The following is a 22,324-nucleotide window of genomic DNA, read 5'->3' as shown; positions in this document are numbered from 1 at the left end:
CGGGAATTCTTACAGGTCCACCAACAGAGGGATGACACTTTGATCGTCTACGAATATCCATTCAACGAGCGGATTCGCACGTTGTTGCGGTTGGAAGACCTGTACGAGAAATTCAAGTTTTTTGTGCATCAGGAACACCCGATGCAGCACCATGTGGCCCTCGCCACCATTTTCGACATGCTGGAAGTGGCCGGCCGCGCCGACCTGAAGTCCGACCTGCTACAGGAACTCGAACGCCAGCGCCAGACCCTGCTGGGCTACCGCTCCAATCCCGCCGTGCAATCCGAAATGCTGGACGCCGTGCTGGGCGAGGTGGACAGCGTATCCAGCGCCCTCGTCGCCGCCCAGGGCAAGACGGGCCAGAACGTGCGCGACAACGAATGGCTGATGAGCATCCGCGGCCGCACCATCATCCCCGGCGGCGCCTGCGAATTCGACCTGCCCTCCTACCACGCCTGGCAGCAGCGCCCGGCCGAGCAGCGCTTCGCCGACATCATGAACTGGTTCACGCCGCTCTCGCCCCTGTTCGACGCGCTGCGCCTCGTGCTGCGCCTGCTCCGCGATTCGGGCGCGCCAAAGAAGATGATCGCATCTGCCGGGAGCTACCAGCAGATGCTGCAGGGGAAGGTGTACCAGATGCTGCGCCTGACCGTGGATGAAACCCTGGGCGCGATTCCCGAGATATCGGCCAACAAGTATATGCTGTGGGTGCGCTTCACCAGCCAGGCGGCAGACCTGAAGCCCAAGCCGCTGGAAGAAGACGTGCCCTTCGAACTGACCCTCTGTAATTTCTGAACATGCCCACCGTAGTCGAATGCCCCACCTGCTCCAGGAAAGTGGAATGGAGCGAAAAGAACAAGTACCGCCCCTTCTGCTCCGAGCGCTGCAAGCAGATCGACCTGGGCGCCTGGGCCGAAGAAAAGTACACCATTCCCGGCGCCGCTCCCGCCGATCCGCTGGACGACGACAAGCAATCCCACTGATGAAGAAGATTTTTTCCGCGCTGCTGCTGGCGCCATTGCTCGCCTGCGCCTCGCCGCAGGACGACCTGCTGAAGCGCGACGCGCTGTGGAACGAATACCGCCTGAAGAGCGACGCGCGTTCGCTGGCGCCGCTGCTCGCCGACGACTGGATGCTCACGCACTCGGACGGCAAGGTGCAGTACAAGAAGGACTACCTGGAGCAGCTGGGAACGGGCAACCGCGTCAACACCTCCATCACCAACGAAGATGTACGGGTACGCATGTACGGCGGCACGGCGGTGGTGACGGGCGCCAGCACGCAATCGGGCGTGGGCGACGGCAAACCCTTCAGCGGCAGCTTCCGCTTCACCCGCGTATGGATTCTGCGTGACGGCGCCTGGGTGATGACGGCCTCACACTCCTCCCGGCTCCCATGAGCAGGGGACAGACCTCAGGGGGTCTGTCCCCGGTACCCAAGTCCGCCACCGAACACGGTCCGCGCTAGCGAATCCACTGCAGCAGCGGAATCGTGGCAGGCAGCAGCGGCTCCACCGCCACCTCGCCCTGCCACGCGAAGGCCTGCCCCTCGAGGCTCTGCGGCTCGCCGCGCCATTCGCGGCTGATGAAGAAATGCAGCCGCACGTGCGCATGCTCGTACACATGCTCCACGCCGCACCACTCCTCGGCGCTCAGCACCTCGATCCCCAGCTCCTCCATGAACTCGCGCTGGAGCGCTTCGAAGATGGTCTCGCCCGGATCGACTTTACCGCCCGGGAATTCCCAGTAGCCCGCATAAGGCTTGCCTTCCGGCCGCTGGCCCAGGAGCACATCGCCATTGGGCTTCATGAGGATGCCGACCGCCACATCGATCGGCGCTTTCTGTTGCGTCATAGCTTTCCTGCGTAATCGCGCGCGAACTGCCAGGCCACGCGGCCGGAGCGCGAACCGCGCTGCAGGGCCCAGCGCAGCGCGTCGCCGCGCGCTTCCTCGATCTGCTGCGCCGTGCAGCCGAAACTGGCCAGCCAGTGGCCAACGATATCCAGATAATCGTCCTGCTTGAAGGGGTAGAAGGACAGCCACAGGCCGAAGCGCTCGGACAGGGAGATCTTCTCCTCCACCGTTTCGCCTGGATGCAGGTCGCCGTCCTCGTCGTGCCGGTAGCTCGCGTTGTCCGACATGCGCTCCGGCAGCAGGTGGCGGCGGTTGGAGGTGGCGTAGATCAGCACATTGTCCGACTGCGCAGTGACCGAGCCGTCCAGGGCAACCTTGAGCGCCTTGTAGCCGCTCTCGCCCTCTTCGAAGGAGAGATCGTCGCAGAACACCACGAAGCGTTCAGGGCGGCCCGCCACCAGGTCGATGATGTCGCCCAGGTCCGCGAGGTCGGCCTTGTCCACCTCGATCAGGCGCAGGCCCTGGTCCGCGAACTGGTTCAGGCAGGCCTTGATAAGGGAAGACTTCCCGGTGCCGCGCGCGCCCGTCAGCAGCACATTGTTCGCGGGCTTGCCCTGCACGAACTGGCGCGTGTTCTGCTCGATCTGCTGCTTCTGGTTCGCGATGTTGTGGAGGTCGTCCAGCGCGATGCGCGAGGGATGGGCGACCGGCTGCATCCAGCCCTGCCCGCCCGCGCGCTTGCGCCAGCGGAAGGCGAAGGCGGCGTTCCAGTCCGGAGCTGGCGTAGCAGGCGGCAGCAGCGCCTCCACGCGCGCCAGCACGGCCTCGGCGCGGCCAAGGAACTCTTCCAGTGTCGCCATCAGGAACGGTAGTCGGCGTTGATGGACACGTAGTCGTGGGACAGGTCGCAGGTGTACACCGTGGAAGCCGCCGCGCCGCGCGCCAGCTTCACGCGCACTGTGATCTCGCTCTGCTTCATGACGCGCTGGCCGTCTTCCTCCTTGTAGTCCGGATTGCGGCCGCCGTTTTTGGCGACCCACACATCGTCCAGCCACAGGTTGATCTTGCTGACATCCAGGTCGTCCACACCCGCATAGCCGATGGCGGCCAGGATGCGGCCCAGGTTCGGGTCGGAGGCAAAGAAGGCCGTCTTAACCAGCGGCGAATGGCCGATGGAATAGGCGATCTTGCGGCACTCCTCCACGTTCGCGCCGTCTTCCACGCTGATGGTGATGAACTTGGTGGCGCCTTCGCCGTCGCGCACGATGGCCTGGGCCAGGAAGACCGACAGCTCCGTCACTGCCGCCGCCAGCGCCTTGTATTCGGGCGAATCCACCGAGTTCACTTCCAGCGTGCCCGCGCCGGTGGCGATGAGCATGAAGGAATCGTTGGTCGAGGTGTCGCCATCGATGGTGATGCAGTTGAAGGACTTGTCGGCCGCTTCCTTCACCAGCACGTCCAGCACGGGCTGCGCCACTTTCGCGTCGAAGGCCAGGTAGCCCAGCATGGTGGCCATGTTCGGCTTGATCATGCCCGCGCCCTTGCTGATGCCGGTGAGCGTGACCTTGTGGCCTGCCACGTCCACGGTGCGCGAACCGGCTTTCGGCTGCGTGTCCGTGGTCATGATGGCTTCCGCGGCATTGAACCAGTTGTCCGCCTTCAGGTTCTTCACGGCGGCGGGCAGGCCAGCCTTGATCTTCTCGACCGGCAGAGGTTCCAGGATCACGCCCGTGGAGAAAGGCAGGATTTGCTGCGCGTCGCAGCCCAGCTCCTGGGCCAGGGCCGCGCAGGTGGCCTGGGCGCGCGCCAGGCCGTCTTCGCCCGTGCCCGCGTTGGCGTTGCCGGTATTGACCACCAGCGCGCGGATGGCCTTGCCGCCCGATTTTGCCTTGGCCAGATTGTCCTTCGAGATCTGCACGGGTGCGGCGCAGAAGCGGTTCAGCGTGAAGACGCCGGACACGGTTGCGCCATCGGCCAAGCGCATCACCAGCACATCCTTGCGGTTCGGCTTCTTGATGCCGGCTTCGGCATAGCCGATCTCGATACCGGCAACAGGTTTCAGATCAGCAGCGACAGGGATGGGGGAATTGACGGCCATGGATGAGTTCTCGTGCAAGGAATTAAGAAAGCGCTATTGTAATCCCTTGCACGGCGCGGGGCCGCCGGATCGAAAATGTCAGTCCGGGCGATGGAGATAGCGTTGCACCATCTCCATGAATTCCTCGACCTGGAGCGGCTTGTTCATGAAGTCGTCCATGCCGCCGCTGAGGCAGCGCTCGCGATCGCCCGCAAAGGCGCTGGCCGTGAGCGCGATCACGGGCACCCGCGGCAGGCCGCGCTCCGCTTCGCGCTGGCGCAGCAGGCGGGTGGCTTCGAAACCGTCCATCACGGGCATATTGCAGTCCATGAGCACGAGGTCGTAGCGCTGGTGCTCCAGCGCATCCACGGCCTGCTTGCCGTTCACCACTTCATCCACCTTGCAGCCCAGGCGCGTGAGCAGAATGCGCACCAGGGTGCGGTTCATTTCGGTGTCCTCGGCAAGGAGCACGCGGCAGGCGGAGGTTTTGTCAGTGTTCACGCTTCGCTCCCCTGCGGATCAGGCGTCGCCGGGCGGAGGCTCGGCGATGCTGGCGCCGACTTCGGCCATCACCCCGTCGAACTGGGGCGCGATGCCCGCGCTGGCGAGATCGACGCCATCGAGTTCGCCGCTGCGCGCGCCGCTTTCCAGCTTCTGCAGCTGGGCCGTGAGTTCGATGGCGCCGACGAGCATGGTGCTGCCCTTCAGTGCGTGGCTGGACTGGACGATGGCGGGCATGTCGCGCTGCTGCAAGGCGTGGCGCAGCCGCTCATAGGCATCGGGAGCAATGCTGAGGAAGACTTCGGAGAGCTGGCGGAAAGCGCCTACGTCGCCGCCCACTGCCGTCATCAGTACGGTTGGATCGATAAAACGGTAAGCGGGCATTAGCTTCTCCATAAGCAAGAAGCATCAAATATAACAGATTCTACGTATTTGTTAGTATTAATTGCGTAGTTTTTGTGCAATGCAGGCGCGCAGATAGCCGCGCAGTTCGTCCGGATTCACCGGTTTCTGGAAGAACACCACGCCGGGCGGGATGCCGCCGCGCTTCTCCAGGTCCTGCAGCGACATGCTGGAGAGGATGGCGATGTGAATATCCGCCAGCTCGGGGTAGCCCAGGATGGTCTTGATGACCTCGTAGCCGTCCATGCCTTCCATCACGATATCGGCCAGCAGGATATCGGGCCGGTAGCGCGAAATCTCGATCAGCGCCTGGTAGCCGTTGTCGCACAGGCGCACGTTCAGGGGCAGGCCCCACTGCGCCAGGTTGCGCTCGTACAGGGCGCGCTGCATGGGGTTGTCTTCGATGATCAGCACCGAAGGCTCGCCCGGCTCGGCAGCTGCGCCACCCTGGCCCTGGGCGCCGCTGGACGCTTTATAGGCGTGAATGGCCGCCAGGGGAATGCGGCGATGGCCGCCCTTGGTCTTCCACGCCTCGATCACGCCAGCCTCGACCAGTTGCTGGACGGAGGTGACCGAAATGCCGAGCATCTCGGCCGCTTTCTGGGTCGTGCAGACTTCGTCGGAGGGAGAGTTGCTTGTTTTCATTACTTAACTATAGCATTTTTTATGATTCCGATAGAAAAAACAAATCTATCGAATTTACCGATTTCAACGAATTTACGCTACAATACGTCCAACGAGTCGCGCAATCCAGACAATCTTCTCGCGCCGAACGCCGCCGCGCAAGCGCGGCAAGCCGACTGGATTCGATAAACGAGGTGGAAATCATGAAAATGCACAAGGACAGCCGTAATTCATTCGACTGCGACGCCAATGCCCTGCTGGACGCCCTGCTGCAGCGCTACGGCCTGAAAAATGATGCCGCCCTGTGCCGGGTGCTGGATGTGCAGCCCTGCCTGATGAGCAAGATCCGCCATGGCAAGCAGCGCATCAGCGCCGACATGATGCTGCGGATCCACGAAGTATTTGACCTGCCGATCGCCGAGATGCGCTCGCTGATGCGTACCGAGCAGTTCTACCCCCGCCTGCGCCCGATGCCGGTGGTGAGGTGCACCACGACGCAGTAGGTTTCGATTTAGTGAGGGGAAGTTTTTACCGCCGGCGCCCGCTGGCGGTTTTTTTTGCCTGAAATTTCTTAAAGGGGACAGACTCCTTTAAGAAAGTTTCCTAAAGGGGTCTGTCCCCTTTAAGAAATGTTGCTGTCAGGCGAGCTTGCCGTGGCAGGCTTTGAACTTCTTGCCGCTGCCGCAGGGGCAGGGGTCGTTGCGGCCGACCTTGACGCCCATCTGCACCACCGCGTCGGACTGGCCCGGCGGCATGGCGACCGGCGCCAGCAGTTCTTCCGGCGCGGCGTTCGGGTTGAAGTCGGCGTGCTGGTAGTGCACGTTCTCCACGTGCGATGCCGCCAGCGCCGCTTCCGCCGCTTCGACTTCTTCGCGCGACTGGATGCGTACCGTCATCACCATGCGGATCACGTCGTTCTTGATCATGTCCAGCATCTGGCCGAACAGTTCGAAGGCTTCGCGCTTGTATTCCTGCTTCGGATTCTTCTGCGCGTAGCCGCGCAGGTGGATGCCCTGGCGCAGGTGGTCCAGCGCCGCGAGGTGTTCGCGCCAGTGGCTGTCCACGCTTTGCAGCATCACGCTGCGTTCGAAGCCGCCAAAGGCTTCCTTGCCCACGATGTCGATCTTGGACTGGTATTGCGCATCGGCCGCAGCCAGCACGCGCTCCAGCAGGTCTTCGTCGGTGAGGTTGGATTCCTTTTCCAGCATTTCCACCAGCGGCAGGTCGATCTGCCATTCGCTGGCCAGCACGGTTTGCAGCGTGCTCACGTCCCACTGCTCTTCCACCGACTCTTCCGGCACGTACTGGCGCACCACATCGGTGAATACGCCGTGGCGCAGGTTCTGGATCATCTCGGAAACGTCGGTCGCTTCCAGCAGCTCGTTACGCTGCTGGTAGATCACCTTGCGCTGGTCGTTGGCGACGTCGTCGTATTCGAGCAGCTGCTTGCGGATGTCGAAGTTGCGCGCTTCGACCTTGCGCTGGGCCGATTCGATGGAGCGGGTGACGATGCCCGCTTCGATCGGTTCGCCTTCCGGCATCTTCAGGCGCTCCATGATGGCGCGCACGCGGTCGCCCGCGAAGATGCGCAGCAATGGATCGTCCAGCGAGAGGTAGAAGCGCGAGGAGCCCGGGTCGCCCTGGCGGCCGGAACGGCCGCGCAGCTGGTTGTCCACGCGGCGGGATTCGTGGCGCTCGGTGCCGATGATGTGCAGGCCGCCGGCCGCCACCACCTGCTCGTGCAGCGCCTGCCAGCCGTCGCTCAGGGCCTTGGATTGGGCCGCCTTGTCGGCGTCGCTCAGCTCCGCATTGGCTTCGATGAACTGGATCTGCTTCTCGACGTTGCCGCCCAAAACGATGTCGGTGCCGCGGCCCGCCATGTTGGTGGCGATGGTGATGGCCTTCGGCGAACCCGCCTGCGCAATGATCTCCGCTTCACGTGCGTGCTGTTTTGCATTCAGCACGTTGTGCGGCAGCTTGGCCTTCGTGAGGATGCCCGACAGAAGTTCGGAGTTCTCGATGGAGGTGGTACCCACCAGCACCGGCTGGCCGCGCTCGTAGCAGTCGCGGATGTCGTTCAGCATGGCGCCGTACTTTTCCTGCGCCGATTTGTACACCTGGTCCTGGCGGTCCTTGCGCTGGGACGGGCGGTTCGGCGGAATCACCACGGTCTCCAGGCCGTAGATCTCCTGGAATTCGTAGGCTTCGGTATCGGCGGTGCCGGTCATGCCCGCCAGCTTGCCATACATGCGGAAGTAGTTCTGGAAGGTGATCGAGGCCAGGGTCTGGTTCTCGTTCTGGATCTTGACGCCTTCCTTGGCTTCCACGGCCTGGTGCAGGCCGTCGGACCAGCGGCGGCCCGTCATCAGGCGGCCGGTGAATTCGTCGACGATGATCACTTCACCGTTCTGCACCACGTAGTGCTGGTCCTTGTGGTACAGCGCGAAGGCGCGCAGTGCCGCATACAGGTGGTGCACCAGGGTGATGTTGGCGGAATCGTACAGGGACGCGCCTTCCGGCAGCAGGCCCATTTTGGTGAGGATGGCTTCGGCCTTCTCGTGGCCCGCTTCGGTGAGCAGCACCTGGTGCGATTTCTCGTCCTTGGTGTAGTCGCCCGGCACTTCGATCTTGCCCTTGCCGTCCGGGGTTTCTTCGCCCACCTGCTGGATCAGCTGGGGCGGCACTTCGTTCATCTTGTGGTACAGGTCCGTGTGGTTCTCGGCCTGGCCGGAGATGATCAGCGGGGTACGGGCTTCGTCGATCAGGATGGAGTCCACCTCGTCGACGATGCCGAAGTTCAGGCCGCGCTGCACGCGGTCGCGCGCTTCAAACACCATGTTGTCGCGCAGGTAGTCGAAACCGAATTCGTTGTTGGTGCCGTAGGTGATATCCGAACCGTAGGCTTCCTGCTTGGCCGAGTGCTCCATCTGCGACAGGTTGATGCCGGTGGTGAGGCCCAGCCAGCGGTACAGGCGGCCCATGTTTTCGGCGTCGCGCTGTGCCAGGTAGTCGTTGACGGTCACGATGTGCACGCCCTTGCCGGACAGTGCGTTCAGGTAGGCGGGCAGGGTTGCGGTCAGCGTCTTGCCCTCGCCCGTGCCCATCTCGGCGATCTTGCCGTAGTGCAATACCATGCCACCGATGAGCTGCACGTCGAAGTGGCGCATCTTGAACACGCGCTTCGAGGCTTCGCGGCAGACGGCAAAGGCTTCCGGCAGCAGGTCGTCCAGCGTTTCGCCCTTGGCGATACGTTCCTTGAACTCAGGCGTCTTGGCCTGCAGCTCCGCATCCGACAGCTTTTCGAATTCAGGCTCGAGTGCGTTGATCGCTTTTACCGTTTTTTGGTATTGCTTGAGCAGGCGCTGGTTGCGGCTGCCGAAAATCTGGGTCAGTAAGGACATTGCTTGAATTCTTGTATAAACGCCGTTAATAAAAGCTCGCTGAGCAACCTTCGGCCTGCCAATGGCAAAAGACCGTGATTTTATCATGCGTTCAGGGCAAGATATGGGTTCTGGCCGGGATCACAATAGGTCAGCAGGAAATATTAACATTCGAACCTTCGGGGACTGTCCCCGGAGGGGGACTGTCCCCTCATCATAAATGCGCATATGTGCTAAGGTTCCGTCCGATGCGATTCAACTCCCCCAACCAGAACCGGAATGCGGTCGGCGCCACGGACTTCCTGCGCCGTCACGACAAGCTGGCCGCCCTGTTGCCAGCCGTGCAACGCATGGCCAGCCTGCAGCGCGACTGCGCCGCCGTGCTGCCCACGGCCTTCGCCTATTGCGAGATTCTGTCCTTCGAGGGAGGGGTATTGGTGCTGTCCACGCCGAACGCGGCGCTGGCGGCCAAGCTCAAGCAGCAACTGCCGCAACTGCAGGAAAAATTGGCGCACAAAGGGTGGCAAATTAACAACATCCGCCTGAAAGTGCAGATGATGAAGAGCGTTTCCACGCCGCCGGTGGAGCGCCGGGAGCTTTCCCTGCCGCCCACGGCCGTCGATTCCTTCGCCGAACTGAGCGAAACGCTGGAACCGACCGCTCAGAACGAGAAGCTGATCGCGGCCCTGCGCGCCATGGTGGCGCGCCGCCGCTGAGCCTCAGTTAAACGACCACTCCTGCTCCATCTGCTTTGCGTAGGAAGGCGGCGCCTTCGCGATCTCGTCGTAGCTCACGATCTCGTAGGCGTCAGGATGCTTGAGCAGCTCGCGCAGCAGCAGGTTGTTCAGGGCGTGGCCGGACTTGTGCGCCTCGTAGCTGCACACGAGCGGATGCCCCACCAGATACAGGTCGCCAATCGCATCCAGGATCTTGTGGCGCACGAATTCGTCGTCGTAGCGCAGCCCGTCCGAGTTCAGGATGCGGTATTCGTCCATGACGATGGCGTTTTCCAGCGAACCGCCGCGCGCCAGGCCGATCCCGCGCAGCATCTCCACATCCTGCATGAAGCCGAAGGTGCGCGCGCGCGCCACGGCCTGTACATAGGAGACATCGCCGAAATCCACGTTCGCGCGCTGGGCCGTGCCGTCCACGGCGGGATGGTTGAATTCGATGAAGAAGTCCAGCTTGAAGCCGTCGTGCGGCACCAGGCGCGCCCACTTCTCGTTCGCGCCCTGCCCTTCGCGCACTTCCACGGGCTTGAGCACCTTGATGAACTTCTTCGGCGCGTCCTGCTCCTCCACGCCTGCCTGCTGCAGCAGGTAGACAAAGGAAGACGCGGAGCCGTCCATGATGGGAATCTCTTCGGCGGTCACGTCGACGTAGAGATTGTCGATGCCCAGGCCCGCGCAGGCGGACATGAGGTGCTCCACGGTGGAAACGCGGGCGTTATCCTTGATCAGCACCGATGCCATGCGCGTGTCGCCCACGGCCATGGCGCTTGCCTGAAACACAACAGGGGGATCGAGATCGACGCGGCTGAACACAATGCCGGTGTCGGGCGCGGCGGGGCGCAGGGTCAGCACGACCTTGGTCCCCGAATGCAGGCCCACACCTGTGGTGCGGACCATCTCTTTGATAGTGCGTTGTTTTAGCATCCGCCGATTATATCGGCTTTCCCGCAACGCGGCCGGGGACGCTCAGGGATGCTCGGCCTCGGCGTGCACGGCCTCGCGCCGCACGAGATAGATCCCGCTGCCGATGATGATGCCCGCTCCCAGCAGCGTGTAAAAGTCCGGCAGCGTGTTCCAGAGCGCCCAGTCGATGGCCACGCCCCAGGCCAGCGCAGTGTATTCGAAAGGCGCCACGATGGAGGCCTTGCCCATGCTGAATGCCTTGGTCAGCGCCAGCTGTCCGAAGAAGCCGCTGACCGCGAGCGCCAGCAGCACGGGCCAATGGTCCATCTGGATCGGCACCCAGTTCGGCCAGGCCAGCGGCAGGGCCCCGCCCGCCGTCAGGGCCAGCACCCAGAACATGATGTGCTCTCCGGAGTCCTTCTTCGCCAGGATGCGGCTGGCGATGGCCGACACGGCATAGCAGGCGGCGGATGCGAGCACCGCCAGACCGGCCACGGATATGAAGCTCGTTCCCTCCGGCCGCAGCACCACCAGCACGCCGATCAGGCCCACCACGATGGCGCCCCATTGCGTCGCATCCACCTTCTCCTTCAGGATAAAGACGGAAAGCGCGGTAATGAGCGCCGGGGCGATGAAGAAGATGGAATAGGTTTCCGCCAGCGGCAGCGATTTCAGCGCGTAGGCGAACATGGTGAGCATGCCCACGCCCAGCACGCCGCGCAGCAGGTGCAGTGGCCAGTGCACGCGGAAGATGCCCCCGAACTTGCCGCGCCAGGCCATGAATGCGCACACCAGCGGCATGGAGCTCAGGCAGCGCAGCACCGTCACCTGCATCGCCGGATAGTGCTCGGCGAGCATTTTCATCGTCGTATCCATGACGGCGAACATCGCCACGGCGGCGACCATCGCATAAATACTGTGCAGGTTTTCCTTGGCGTTCACGGGGCCGGTTCTCGTTCTTGTTGGGCCAACCATTGTACGCAAAGGCGCTCGACTGCGCTGGCGGGCGCCGATATATGGCATAGTCGGCCGATGGAGGGGCGAATCATGAAGCTGAACGTGTTCTGGCTGCTGGCCTGCGTGGTGCCGGCGGCGCATGCGATGGAGTGCAATATGGATGGCGCGCAGCCGGTGGCGTCGCTGCGCGGCCTGCCCGACGATGTGCAGCTTCTGCTGGGCCGCGCCAACAGCGGCCGCGATGGCATTGCGGACGTGGGCGAGCCTTTCAATCCCACGGACGCGGAAACGGGCGCGGACCAGCCCCGCTCCCGTTTCATCAAGGCCCGGCTGGCGGAGAACTGCGCGGAGGTGACGGTGGAACGCGGCGGCCGCGGCAGGCGCGCGGAGCTGCTCGTCTTCCGCCGCGAGCAGCTGGCCTGGCGGCTGGCGGGCAAGGGCCCCGTCGTCGAAACCGGTTCGCTGCAGACGCTGCCAAGCGATAAATGATGAATCGTGCACCGCTATCGTCACGGTATGATAGCGGGATGACGACGCATAACGATAAAACCCCTTCCCCACTTTACGAAGTCCGCATCTCTCCCGTGCACGGCCGGGGCGTGTTCGCCCGCCGCAAAATCGCGGCCGGCAAGCGCATCATCGAATACACCGGCGAACGCATCGACTGGGACGAGACCTGCCGCCGCGCCGAAGAAAAGGGCGGCCCCATCAACCATACCTTCTTCTTCACCCTCAGCAACGGCATGCTGATCGACGGCGGCGCGAACGGCAACGAGGCCCGCTTCATCAACCATTCCTGCGAACCGAACTGCGAGGCCGTGGAAGAGGACGACCGCGTCTACATCCACGCCCTGCGCCCCATCGAAAAAGGCGAAGAGCTGAACTACAACTACGGCCTCATCTACGAAGAGCGCCACACCCCCGCCGTGAAGAAGGCCTTCGCCTGCTACTGCGGCGCCCCCTCGTGCAGCGGCGTGATGCTCGCGCCGAAGAAACGCTCCCGCCGAAAATAGTACTCCTGTGCAAAAAACGTTTCCTATTCCGCAACGCTGAGATAAGATGGCCCCGGAGGGTGAAACGATTGCGGCCCCCGGGCAGCATGGCCGCTCCGCCGCCCTCACGACAACGTGACCAGGAGACTGCCTATGAGTACTTCGTATCGTGCGACCTTGCATCTTCCCCTCGCGGCCCTGACGGCCGTCCTCCTCGCGGCCTGCTCCGGCGGCGACAACCAGCAAGAAGCAGCATCCGGACAGCGCCTCGCCCAGCAGGGCTCCGCGCTCAAGGCACACCCCAAACCCGTCAGCTGCGCCGGCATGCTCGATCAAAGCGTCCCGGCCGCGTCCATCGGGCTGCCCACGGGCGGCGCGAGCGTGACGACGGCAAGCCTGATAACGCCGGATGAGGGCGCACCGTACTGCCAGGTGCTCGGCAAGATTACCCCGGCGGACACGGCCCCCGCGGGCACGCCGGACATCCGCTTCCAGCTCAACATGCCGGTCAACTGGAACGGCAAGGCCGTGCAGATGGGCGGCGCTGGCTATAACGGGGTGGTGGTCAACGCCACGATCGCCGTACCTTTCGCACCCGGCTTTGTACCGCTCAGGCAGGGCTTCGCCACCTACGGCTCGGACTCCGGCCACGTGGGAGGCCTGGGCGGCGCCGAATTCGCGCTGAACGAAGCGGCCATCGCCAACTTCGGCTTCGAGCACCTGAAGAAGACCCACGATGCCGCCATGGCGCTGATCCAGCTGCACTACGCCGATTCGGTATCCCGCTCCTACTTCGCAGGGGGCTCCACGGGCGGCCGCGAAGGCATGACCGCCATCCAGCGCTACCCGGACGACTATGACGGCGTGGTGGTGAGCGCGCCCGCCATCAACTTCGCGGGCGTGCGCCTGCATGGGGTGAAGGTGGGGCAGGCAGCCTACGGCACGCCGGGCGGCTACCTGAACCAGGCCAAGCAGGCCCTGGTCCACAGCACCGTGCTGGCCCATTGCGACGCGGACGACGGCGTGCAGGATTCCATCGTCGCAAACGTGGCGATGTGCCGCACGAAGTCTGCGATCATCCAGGCGGCCCTGCGCTGCCCGAGCGGCGCCGATACCGGCGACAGCTGCCTGTCGGACGCGCAGCTGAACACCGTGCACTCCATTGCGGACGATCTCGTGCTGCCTTACCAGCTGGCCCATGGCGTGAACCGCCACCATGGCTACAACATCCTGCAGGGCGCGAACTTCCGGCCCGCGCCGGGACTGGGCTCCTCGCCCGACCTGCGCACCCCGCCGAACGCGCTGGAGAACGGCTATCTGTTTGCGCAGGGCGACGGCTACATCAAGTACTTCATCACGAAGAACCCGGCCTTCAGCTCCATCGGCTTCGACATCGCCAGTCCCGGCGCCTATCTGCAACGGCTGGTGGACATGTCGGATGCGGTGGGCGCCACGAATCCGGATATCGAAGCTTTCCGCGCGCATGGCGGCAAACTGATTGTGCTGCATGGCCTGGCCGATGAAGTCATCAGCCCGAACGCCACCATCGCCTACTACGAGGCGCAGGTGGCGAAGATGGGACAGGCCAATGCGGACGCCTTCATGCGCTTCTATACCGTGCCCGGCCTGGGCCACTCGGTGGGCGCCTTCGTTCCCTCGTGGGACGCGGTCGGCATCCTCGACGACTGGGTCAGCAAGGGCAAGGATCCCGGCACGCTGAAAGGCGTGGACGTGAACGCCGCCACGCTCGGACGCGAACGCCCGCTGTGCCGCTACCCCGCCTACCCGCAATACAAGGGCACGGGCGACGTGAACGCAGCCGCTAGCTACAACTGCGTCAACTCTTGAGGTAGACTCGGGCGAATGAACAAAGACACCCTCTTCCTTCTTCGCCCGCTCTTCCCCGACCCGAAGGTCAGCGCGGACCTGTTCCACTGTGGCGCCTGCGCGCAGATCGAAGGGCTGCTCAGCTTCTTCCCTTACCTGCGCACGGAGCTGGACGTCCACTACATCGCCTTCCCCCGCCCACGCGCCGCCATCGTCGCGCTGCTGGGCGAAGGTCACCAAGGCTGCCCGGTGCTGGTGCTGGCCGAGGACAACCGCAGCGAACACCCCGGCATCCTCACCAGCACCGCCACGGGCCGACGTTTCCTCTCCGAAGAGGCCGACATTGCCGCTTACCTCGCGGCGCAGTACGGCATCAGCCGCTGCCATCCCTGACGAAACTGCGTTTCGGCCTATTTGCAGATCAGCTTTGCCTCGACCGCGCCGGGGCGTTGAGGCTGAGCGCTCCGCACCTGTACCGTGCAGCTGGTGCTCTTGGGTTCCAGCTTCAATTCCTCCCACCAGCTTATGGCTTGGCTATCGCCGTAAAAACATACCAACCACCTGGTATCCGCCGGTACTTCTATGTCATAACCGCCTTTGACATCCTTGCGGAGTCCTTGCAGCTCTCCCCCGTCATTGAACTCACCGATGAACATACTGGCGCCGCTTAGATAGCGCGCGCTCACCAGCCCCTTGCCTTTATGAGTTGAAGGAATCATGGTTAGCTCAGTATCCAGTGGGGGATAGGATTTCGGGCATTCGATTACCTGTGCACAAACCCCACTAACGGCCATAAGCCAAATAAGGAAGGTTGATTTCATGGCGCCATCATTACGGCAGAGTGTCACCCGAATCTAACAACTTACAGTGCCTACGCTGTCACCGGTCTTGAGATCAATCCCTATCCAGCACCTGTACGGACCTTCTCTGGTTCCTTTGTCCTTCGCTGTATAGGAACATGTAACTCCCTTCTTGTTGCGTGCTCTGTCGCCCTGCTCATCCGAACATGTGGCTGGCAAATCCGGTCCAATCGCATTGAAGACGTCCTTGGCGGCTTGACCATCGATGAGAACGGAGAGTTTGCGGTCGTCTACTGTCGGAGCCTGCCGATCTGCAAGCGAGCCACCGTGTATGAGGTAAATCGCTCCGGGGAGTGGCTTCCAACCTCCCATTGGGATGGCGGCGTGAACCAATGAAAGTGCGAGCGCTCCCGCGAGCAGGAGCCAAGCGAACGTACGAAGCCTCATAGTCAGCCTCTCAACTTGACGTGGAAATGGTCGTCATGATCCGGATATCTCAAAACAAACGGGATGTCTGGTCCGTTGAACAGGACTTTGACGACTGGGGCAAAAGTCCGAAACAGCTCGATCAGTTTCGCCGTTCCGGCCCGGTCATACTCGGCGTCCCACCACCTTACCGATTCTTCGCGGCCGTCTTTACGCAATGGTCTGATATCAACCTCAAGGCCACTCATGTGCGAGTCGTGATCTGGAGGTTTCGGGCCGCCTGCGAGACTTATATCGCCAACTCCAAAACGGCGCCTGTCGACAGCCTGCCATTCGAACGCCACACGAAGAATCGTGGTCATCATCTGCGGATGCGCATATTGGTATGCGCCCTTGGCTGGTTTTCCATATAGATTCCCGTAGACGTAGTAGCCCGAATCCATTGGTGCTTGTGGAAGCATGAAGAAGCGGCGTGAATCCTGGGTTGGACGCAGCGGATCGTCTTCGGCCATCACCGCCCCCTATACGCACTTGTTCGACGAGAGGCACCAGCCGCCAGCGGTATTCCCGCCCACACCGCCGCCGATTTTCTGCTGGGTGTACTTCCACTTGACTTTGGAGAACCGGAGACCGACAGAATCATGCAAAATGCTGCCCTCGCTTACGACCTGTTCTATGCTGGCGATCATCACGTTCTCCAGCTCGACCTCGTAGTACTTCACAGGCTTCCCGTTGCCGTCGGCGCGCATAAGTTCGAGTTTGGCTTTGGGGATCGTTCTACCGGTAGAACAGGTCTGCATCAGGATTGGCGACGACAAGTCTGCAAGCTTGCTGAACGAGAGGGTTCGGTGTTCACACCGTTCGGCGGTCAGTCCTCCTCCGGTTGAAGCGGTTGCACTTCTGGGCTGGGTAACGCCCCACTGTGCTGAACTGATTTCGATCCAGCCCTGATGCGCTGAATCGGCTGACTCCCCCTTGATACCGTCGATCTGCAAATAGACGTCGATGGCCATGTCGCCTCCGTATAAAGATAGGAGTAGCGATTTTGCTCTTCGGGTCAAATACTCCGTTTGCCAAATCTCAAGACGAGATGATCTGGTGACAGCTGCGCTGAGTGCGCGGCAGGTATGTACGTTTGTTCGTGGCGAAGTCGGAGCAGAGCCTAAGAAGCCTTTTGCTCCGTTCGAGAAGCGCAGCTACCATTCAGCTACAACCAATCGGCAGGGGTGCCCCCATACCTACCGATGAATAAATGCTACCGTGATGGAGCACTTGGTGGGTCGGCACGTGGTTGTCACAACTTTCGGTATGGGATGTGCGAGCGGATCACGGACTGCGCTAACTGATTTTGGCCAACGAACCGAAGAAGTGAAGCGAGAGCGAGGTCGGGATTTTCGGATGGCCCCATGCGTATGGATTTGAACGGCCTACGCTCTTCGCCAATCAGAATTTTCGTATAGGGGATCAGCATTGTGGGCCCCTCGCGGAACGAAATCTTCTCCGATTGATCGTCGTGGCATTGAATCAGTCTCCATTCCCTTTCCTCAGAGAATGCGCCGTGTTTAACCAATGAGAGGGCCTCTAGAATCGTGCCCCGTTTAGACTGAAAGAAGTCTCGGAAGGCATGGGTTGTCACCGGCTTCACTTCGACCTGGGCGTAACAGCCCCAAAGATGTTCGAATAGACTAAGTAGCACTTGGGAGTGGTCTTCGTCGGTGTAAAGACATTTGCCAAGCTTGAGCCGATTAGCAGCGACAATCAGCTTCAGTACATGCGGTGCGATCTCGATGCTTACACCCTTACCGTGGGGTGTGTAGCTTCGCCATTGGCTAAGCAGGTTGTCTTCTTCAGATAAAGAGAAGACAAAAATGTTGAAGTATTGATTGAATCGCCACCATACCACTAGACACTCCTGAGCCATAATTTAGGCAAAGGAGTCATCATGAGCGGAAAGCGGTACACGGAAGAATTCAAGGTTGCGGCGGTCAAGCAGGTGCTGGATCGCGGGCATCCAGCAGCGCAGGTGGCTGAGCGCCTCGGCGTGAGCATTCACAGCATCTACGCTTGGATCAAGCGCTACGGCGTTCCCGAGGCCGAGCGCAAGGCCAACGACGCCCAGACAGAGGAAATGCGGCGCCTGAAGGCCGAACTGAAACGCGTCACCGAGGAGCGCGATATTTTGCGAAAGGCCGCGGCGTACTTTGCCAAGACGTCCGGGTAAGGTACGCCTTCATTCGCGAGCACCAGGCCGTGCATTCAGTCCGGCGGCTGTGCAAGATGGTCAAGGTTCACCCCAGCGGCTATTACGCTTGGTGCATCACTGCCGAAAGTCCGCGTGAGAAAGAGAACCGACGGCTGCTTGGCCATATCAAGCAGTCTTGGCTGGAGAGCGGCGCGGTCTACGGTTACCGCAAGGTCTACGATGACTTGCAGGAGCTTGGTGAGCAATGCGGGATCAACCGAGTTCATCGCCTGATGCGATCTGAGGGCATACGTTCTCAAACGGGCTACGCCAAGCGGAAGTCGAAGCGCGGCGGCCCACCATCGGTCGTCGCACCCAACCACCTGCAACGGGAGTTCGATGTTACTGAACCAAACAAGGTGTGGGTCACCGATATCACCTACCTGCGAACCTGTGAGGGATGGCTCTACCTGGCAGTTGTCTTGGACCTGTTCTCTCGTCAGGTAATCGGATGGTCGATGAGTTCACGGATCGACCGCGAGCTGGCGATGAGCGCTTTGCTGATGGCTGTATGGCGCCGACAACCGACTGAAGAGGTTATGGTCCACTCAGATCAGGGGAGCCAATTTAGCAGCTACGATTGGCGCGACTTCCTGGCGGCACATGGCCTCGTGCAAAGCATGAGCCGACGAGGCAATTGTCACGACAATGCCGTGGCTGAGAGCTTTTTCCAGTTGCTAAAGCGCGAGCGAATACGGCGCAAGACCTATTCGACCCGCGACGAGGCCAGGCAGGATGTCTTCGACTACATTGAGATGTTCTACAATCCAAAGCGTCGCCATGGATTCAGCGAAAGGCTTTCGCCGATCGAATTCGAAAAGCGGCATTCTCTACGGCTGCAGAGTGTCTAGAGAAATGATGGCGATTCAGATTATGTAAATCCTTGAGCCACTCATTGAGCTGGTGCGAGAACTCAGCCTTCTCTTCTTCAACAGCGTGCACCATGAAGTTGCTGAGGACATTACGCAGAAAGCCAGTCGCGTGCAAAAGCTCCTGAGAATCGTTTAGGTAGCTTATGTGGCTTGCCCAAAACTCACGCTTGTCGGCGATTCCCAGTAGCGCGGAAAGACCCGTGTAGTGGAACAAGCTGGATTGTGGAGTGTCGTCGAAGTAACTGTCCAGTGATTGTCGTGCGTACATGTTTTACCTCATCAGTTACCAAATTCTAATGCACACGTGAATGAGGCTTACGTGGCCCAAAGCGTCTCGGTGAAGGTAGGTGTACAAGATTGAGATCGAACGCGAGCGACTGGGCGACGAGAAGGCTTGCGCATCAAAACGCTTGGTTTTGAGTTGGCCTGAATTTTTCCCCAAATCGTGACGATCTCGAACGTTCTGCCCTCAACGCGAAAAAAAAAAGCGCCAGCATTGCTGCTGGCGCTCTTTTGAATAAGACCAAAGGGAAGCTTACAGCTGGCCCAGCATGGTTTCGGCGTTCGAGACTTCGAACTTGCCGCCTTCTTCCACGTTGAGCTGCTTGACCACGCCGTCTTCCACCAGCATGGAGTAGCGCTGGGAGCGGGTGCCCATGCCAAACTTGCTGAAGTCGGCGTCCAGGCCCAGGGCCTTGGTGAAGGCGGCGTTACCGTCAGCCATCATGCGGACGATGCCGGTCGACTTCTGGTCGCGGCCCCAGGCGCCCATCACGAAGGCGTCGTTCACGGAGATGCACCAGATCTCGTCCACGCCCTTGGCTTTCAGCGCCTCGGCGTTCTTCACGTAGCCCGGCACGTGCTGTGCGGAGCAGGTTGGGGTGTAGGCGCCCGGCAGGCCGAAGATGGCGATCTTCTTGCCCTTGGCCAGTTCCTGCACGTTGAAGGTGTTCGGGCCCAGCGAGCAGCCTTCGGTTTCGACTTCGATGTATTCGGACAGGGTGCCTTCCGGCAGCTTGTCGCCGATCTTGATGGTCATTGTTGACTCCTCTTCTGTTGTGCGCAAATGAAAATGGCCGCGCAGCGCGCGGCCAGCCCTGGAACGGGAGTATGCCAGAGGCGCGGCAAGTTTGCTTATTTTGCCACGCCCCGGCCAAACGGCATCAGTCAGCCTGCTTGCGCAGGAAGGCTGGAATGTCGTAGGTCTCCATGCCGTTCTTTTCCATCGCACGAACCTGCTCGGAGGCGGACTCGCGGCGCCATACGGCCGGCGCCTTCATGCCTTCGAAGCCCTGGGCGCTGCCCATGGTGACGCTGCCGCCGCCAACTGCCGCGCCGCCCATGGCTGCCGATGGCATCATCGGCGCGTTGTGGGTGCCGGTGCGCAGCATCGGCTGGGGCACCAGCTGCACGTGCTTCTTGCCCTTGCCCAGGCCGGTGGCCACCACGGTGACGCGGATCTCGTCGCCCATGGTGTCGTCGTAGGCGATGCCCTGTGCGATCGACGCATCCGGTGCGGCGAAGGCGCGTACGGCGGCCATGACTTCCTTGATCTCCTTGCCCTTCAGGCCGCGCGATGCGGTCACGTTCACCAGCACGCCGCGCGCGCCGGAGAGGTCCACGCCGTCCAGCAGCGGGGAGGCCACGGCCTGCTCGGCGGCGATGCGTGCGCGGTCCACGCCCGAGGCGGTCGCCGTGCCCATCATGGCCTTGCCCTGCTCGCCCATGATGGTCTTCACGTCGTTGAAGTCGACGTTGATGTGGCCCGGCACGTTGATGATCTCGGCGATACCGGCAACGGCGTTGTTCAGCACATCGTCCGCATGCTGCAGCCACTCGATCAGCGACTCGTCTTCGTAGATCTCTTCCAGCTTCTCGTTCAGGATCACGATCAGGGAGTCCACGTTGGCGGCCAGCTTCTCCAGGCCTTCATCGGCGATGTCCATGCACTTCTGGCCTTCGTGAGAGAAAGGCTTGGACACCACGGCCACGGTCAGCGCGCCCTGCGCCTTGGCCACTTCGGCCACGATAGGCGCAGCGCCGGTGCCGGTGCCGCCGCCCATGCCTGCGGCGATGAATACCATGTGGGCGCCGCGCAGCGCGTCTTCGATACGGGCGCGGGATTCTTCCGCCAGCTGGCGGCCCACGTCAGGCTTCATGCCAGCACCCAGGCCGGTCTCGCCGATCTGGATGATGTTGTTGGCCTTGGAAGTCGACAGCGCCTGGGCGTCGGTGTTGGCGGCGATGAACTCCACGCCGCTCATGCCTTTGTTGATCATGTGCTGCACTGCGTTGCCGCCTGCTCCACCGACTCCGACCACCTTGATGACCGTACCCAGCGATGCGTTATCGACCATATCAAACTCCATGATGTGCTCCTATCAGAATGCGGTTTTCAAGCGCCAGTCCTCATATGGGTAGGAGAACTGGAGATTGAAAACTGCGGTTTTAATAATTAAAAGTTAAAAGTGCTGCTGCCCTGAACCTGCAAAAAATCAGAAATTCCCGAGGAACCATTCCTTCATGCGCTGCCACACCGCTTTCACGGACCCGTCCTGGCGCGTGACGATGTGCCCGCGCAGGTATTGCTTCTTCGCTTCCAGCAGCAGGCCAAGCACGGTGGCGTAGCGCGGGCTGCGCACCACGTCCGCGAGCTGGCCGCGATAGTCCGGCGTGCCGAGGCGCGCCGGTTTCAGGAAAATGTCTTCCGCCATTTCCACCATGCCCGGCATGATGGCCGTGCCGCCAGTGAGCACGATGCCCGAGGACAGCACGCCCTCGTAGCCGGACTCGCGCACCACCTGGTGCACCATGGCGAACAGCTCCTCCACGCGCGGCTCGATCACCGCCGCCAGCGCCTGGCGCGAAAGGTTGCGCGGACCGCGGTCGCCCAGGCCCGGCACTTCCAGGTGTTCGCCCGGGTCGGCCAGCACCTGCTTGGCCACGCCGTAGCGGATCTTGATCTCTTCGGCCTCCGACGTCGGCGTGCGCAGCGCCATGGCGATGTCGTTGGTGATCTGGTCGCCCGCAATCGGGATCACGGCCGTGTGGCGGATGGCGCCATCCGAGAACACGGCAACGTCGGTGGTGCCGCCGCCGATGTCGATCAGCACCACGCCCAGTTCCTTCTCGTCCGGCGTGAGCACGGCGTCGGCCGATGCCATGGGCTGCAGGATCAGGTCCGACACTTCCAGGCCGCAGCGGCGCACGCACTTGACGATGTTCTGCACGGCGCTCACGGCGCCGGTGACAATGTGCACCTTCACTTCCAGGCGGATGCCGCTCATGCCGATCGGCTCGCGCACATCTTCCTGGCTGTCCACGATGAACTCCTGCGGCACGGTGTGCAGCAGCTGCTGGTCGGTGGGGATGTTCACCGCCTTCGCCGTTTCGATGACGCGCGCCACGTCGGTCGCCGTGACTTCCTTGTCCTTGATCGCCACCATGCCGCTGGAATTGAAGCTGCGGATATGGCTGCCCGCAATGCCCGCATACACGTTGCGGATCTTGCAGTCGGCCATGAGTTCCGCTTCTTCGAGCGCGCGCTGGATCGATTCGACCGTCGCTTCGATGTTGACCACCACGCCCTTCTTCAGGCCTTTGGATTCGTGCTGGCCCAGGCCAATCACTTCGTGGCGGCCATCGCCCATCACTTCGGCCACAACGGCCACCACTTTGGAGGTGCCGATGTCGAGTCCGACGATCAGGTTTTTAGCGTCTTTTGTCATCTGTTTGCC

The 22,324-nt window shown here is 61.7% G+C and carries 26 protein-coding genes; 10 read left to right on the top strand and 16 right to left on the bottom strand.

The features are described from left to right. Positions 1–39 precede the first annotated feature (39 nt). The 3 genes from zapD to LSQ66_RS01725 are packed head-to-tail and all read left to right on the top strand — an operon-like array spanning position 40 to position 1,399. Positions 40–795: a cell division protein ZapD gene (gene zapD / locus LSQ66_RS01735; protein WP_231768099.1), complete on the top strand. Its 756-nt coding sequence runs from the start codon at positions 40–42 to the stop codon at positions 793–795. 2 nt (positions 796–797) lie between these two features. Then, positions 798–983, top strand: coding sequence for a DNA gyrase inhibitor YacG (gene yacG, locus LSQ66_RS01730; RefSeq protein WP_231768098.1), 186 nt, complete (start codon positions 798–800; stop codon positions 981–983). Beyond that, positions 983–1,399, top strand: coding sequence for a nuclear transport factor 2 family protein (locus LSQ66_RS01725; RefSeq protein ID WP_231768097.1), 417 nt, complete (start codon positions 983–985; stop codon positions 1,397–1,399). Before yacG ends, LSQ66_RS01725 begins: the two co-directional genes overlap by 1 nt. A gap of 64 nt (positions 1,400–1,463) precedes the next feature. Here LSQ66_RS01725 and LSQ66_RS01720 read toward each other — a convergent pair whose 3' ends face one another. The 6 genes from LSQ66_RS01720 to LSQ66_RS01695 form a co-directional block, all read right to left on the bottom strand. Continuing rightward, positions 1,464–1,853, bottom strand: coding sequence for an NUDIX domain-containing protein (locus LSQ66_RS01720; RefSeq protein WP_269449128.1), 390 nt, complete (start codon positions 1,851–1,853; stop codon positions 1,464–1,466). After that, positions 1,850–2,713 carry an ATP-binding protein gene (locus tag LSQ66_RS01715; protein WP_231768096.1) on the bottom strand — a complete coding sequence of 288 codons (864 nt, stop codon included), beginning with the start codon at positions 2,711–2,713 and terminating at the stop codon, positions 1,850–1,852. The genes LSQ66_RS01720 and LSQ66_RS01715 overlap by 4 nt, the downstream gene beginning before the upstream one ends. Continuing rightward, positions 2,713–3,951, bottom strand: a complete 1,239-nt coding sequence (argJ, locus tag LSQ66_RS01710; RefSeq protein ID WP_231768095.1) for a bifunctional glutamate N-acetyltransferase/amino-acid acetyltransferase ArgJ — start codon at positions 3,949–3,951, stop codon at positions 2,713–2,715. Before argJ ends, LSQ66_RS01715 begins: the two co-directional genes overlap by 1 nt. 78 nt (positions 3,952–4,029) lie before the next feature. Then, complete coding sequence (locus tag LSQ66_RS01705) at positions 4,030–4,431, bottom strand: response regulator (RefSeq protein ID WP_231768094.1); 402 nt, start codon at positions 4,429–4,431, stop codon at positions 4,030–4,032. Between the two features lie 18 nt (positions 4,432–4,449). Beyond that, positions 4,450–4,815 (bottom strand): Hpt domain-containing protein, encoded by a 366-nt coding sequence (locus LSQ66_RS01700; protein WP_231768093.1) that lies wholly within the window; start codon positions 4,813–4,815, stop codon positions 4,450–4,452. A gap of 57 nt (positions 4,816–4,872) precedes the next feature. Further along, a complete protein-coding gene (locus LSQ66_RS01695; RefSeq protein WP_231768092.1) occupies positions 4,873–5,478 on the bottom strand; it encodes a response regulator in 606 nt (201 codons plus the stop codon). 182 nt (positions 5,479–5,660) lie between these two features. Between LSQ66_RS01695 and LSQ66_RS01690 the strand changes: the two genes are divergently transcribed. Further along, positions 5,661–5,960, top strand: coding sequence for a helix-turn-helix domain containing protein (locus LSQ66_RS01690; RefSeq protein ID WP_231768091.1), 300 nt, complete (start codon positions 5,661–5,663; stop codon positions 5,958–5,960). Between the two features lie 135 nt (positions 5,961–6,095). On the opposite strand, the gene secA is transcribed toward LSQ66_RS01690, so the two are convergent. Then, positions 6,096–8,858 carry a preprotein translocase subunit SecA gene (secA, locus tag LSQ66_RS01685; protein WP_231768090.1) on the bottom strand — a complete coding sequence of 921 codons (2,763 nt, stop codon included), beginning with the start codon at positions 8,856–8,858 and terminating at the stop codon, positions 6,096–6,098. Between the two features lie 227 nt (positions 8,859–9,085). Here secA and LSQ66_RS01680 point away from each other — a divergent pair, with 227 nt between their 5' ends. Further along, the gene (locus LSQ66_RS01680) at positions 9,086–9,553 is read left to right on the top strand and encodes a DciA family protein (protein ID WP_231768089.1); all 468 of its coding nucleotides are present in this window, start codon (positions 9,086–9,088) and stop codon (positions 9,551–9,553) included. 3 nt (positions 9,554–9,556) lie between these two features. On the opposite strand, the gene lpxC is transcribed toward LSQ66_RS01680, so the two are convergent. Both lpxC and LSQ66_RS01670 read right to left on the bottom strand, forming a co-directional pair. Continuing rightward, on the bottom strand, positions 9,557–10,492 hold the full coding sequence (lpxC, locus tag LSQ66_RS01675) for a UDP-3-O-acyl-N-acetylglucosamine deacetylase (protein ID WP_231768088.1): 936 nt from the start codon (positions 10,490–10,492) through the stop codon (positions 9,557–9,559). A gap of 42 nt (positions 10,493–10,534) precedes the next feature. Next, a complete protein-coding gene (locus tag LSQ66_RS01670; protein WP_231770025.1) occupies positions 10,535–11,377 on the bottom strand; it encodes a DMT family transporter in 843 nt (280 codons plus the stop codon). Between the two features lie 141 nt (positions 11,378–11,518). On the opposite strand from LSQ66_RS01670, the gene LSQ66_RS01665 reads away from it, so the two are divergent. The 4 genes from LSQ66_RS01665 (at position 11,519) to LSQ66_RS01650 (ending at position 14,640) form a co-directional block, all read left to right on the top strand. Next, positions 11,519–11,917: a hypothetical protein gene (locus LSQ66_RS01665; RefSeq protein WP_231768087.1), complete on the top strand. Its 399-nt coding sequence runs from the start codon at positions 11,519–11,521 to the stop codon at positions 11,915–11,917. 38 nt (positions 11,918–11,955) lie between these two features. Next, entirely contained in the window at positions 11,956–12,441 is a 486-nt protein-coding gene (locus LSQ66_RS01660; RefSeq protein WP_231768086.1) for an SET domain-containing protein, read from the top strand. Between the two features lie 132 nt (positions 12,442–12,573). Further along, entirely contained in the window at positions 12,574–14,268 is a 1,695-nt protein-coding gene (locus tag LSQ66_RS01655; RefSeq protein ID WP_231768085.1) for a tannase/feruloyl esterase family alpha/beta hydrolase, read from the top strand. 15 nt (positions 14,269–14,283) lie between these two features. After that, positions 14,284–14,640, top strand: a complete 357-nt coding sequence (locus LSQ66_RS01650) for a DUF3088 domain-containing protein (RefSeq protein ID WP_231768084.1) — start codon at positions 14,284–14,286, stop codon at positions 14,638–14,640. 17 nt (positions 14,641–14,657) lie between these two features. Here the strand turns inward: LSQ66_RS01650 and LSQ66_RS01645 are convergent, their stop codons facing one another. The 4 genes from LSQ66_RS01645 to LSQ66_RS01630 all read right to left on the bottom strand — a co-directional run bounded on the left by LSQ66_RS01645 (position 14,658) and on the right by LSQ66_RS01630 (position 17,376). Further along, a complete protein-coding gene (locus LSQ66_RS01645; RefSeq protein ID WP_231768083.1) occupies positions 14,658–15,068 on the bottom strand; it encodes an STY0301 family protein in 411 nt (136 codons plus the stop codon). Positions 15,069–15,496: 428 nt separating this feature from the next. Next, entirely contained in the window at positions 15,497–15,985 is a 489-nt protein-coding gene (locus tag LSQ66_RS01640) for a penicillin-insensitive murein endopeptidase (protein WP_231768082.1), read from the bottom strand. Positions 15,986–15,994: 9 nt separating this feature from the next. Continuing rightward, complete coding sequence (locus LSQ66_RS01635; protein ID WP_231768081.1) at positions 15,995–16,486, bottom strand: Hcp family type VI secretion system effector; 492 nt, start codon at positions 16,484–16,486, stop codon at positions 15,995–15,997. Positions 16,487–16,767: 281 nt separating this feature from the next. Further along, the gene (locus tag LSQ66_RS01630) at positions 16,768–17,376 is read right to left on the bottom strand and encodes a DUF2971 domain-containing protein (protein WP_231768080.1); all 609 of its coding nucleotides are present in this window, start codon (positions 17,374–17,376) and stop codon (positions 16,768–16,770) included. Between the two features lie 39 nt (positions 17,377–17,415). Here LSQ66_RS01630 and LSQ66_RS01625 point away from each other — a divergent pair. After that, a protein-coding gene (locus LSQ66_RS01625; protein WP_231766978.1) for an IS3 family transposase occupies positions 17,416–18,566 on the top strand; the annotation gives its coding sequence in 2 pieces (ribosomal slippage) (positions 17,416–17,656 and positions 17,656–18,566; 1,152 coding nt in all). A gap of 556 nt (positions 18,567–19,122) precedes the next feature. Here LSQ66_RS01625 and LSQ66_RS01620 read toward each other — a convergent pair. From LSQ66_RS01620 to ftsA, 3 genes are all read right to left on the bottom strand, one after another. After that, positions 19,123–19,626: a peroxiredoxin gene (locus tag LSQ66_RS01620; RefSeq protein WP_231768079.1), complete on the bottom strand. Its 504-nt coding sequence runs from the start codon at positions 19,624–19,626 to the stop codon at positions 19,123–19,125. Positions 19,627–19,750: 124 nt separating this feature from the next. Further along, entirely contained in the window at positions 19,751–20,956 is a 1,206-nt protein-coding gene (ftsZ, locus tag LSQ66_RS01615; RefSeq protein ID WP_231768078.1) for a cell division protein FtsZ, read from the bottom strand. 126 nt (positions 20,957–21,082) lie between these two features. Then, positions 21,083–22,315, bottom strand: a complete 1,233-nt coding sequence (gene ftsA, locus LSQ66_RS01610) for a cell division protein FtsA (protein ID WP_231768077.1) — start codon at positions 22,313–22,315, stop codon at positions 21,083–21,085. Between the last annotated feature and the right edge of the window lie 9 nt (positions 22,316–22,324).

This window comes from Massilia endophytica (genome assembly GCF_021165955.1).
In the GTDB taxonomy this organism is placed as follows: Bacteria; Pseudomonadota; Gammaproteobacteria; order Burkholderiales; family Burkholderiaceae_D; genus Rugamonas; species Rugamonas endophytica.
This window is presented reverse-complemented; position numbering and strand designations above follow the sequence as displayed.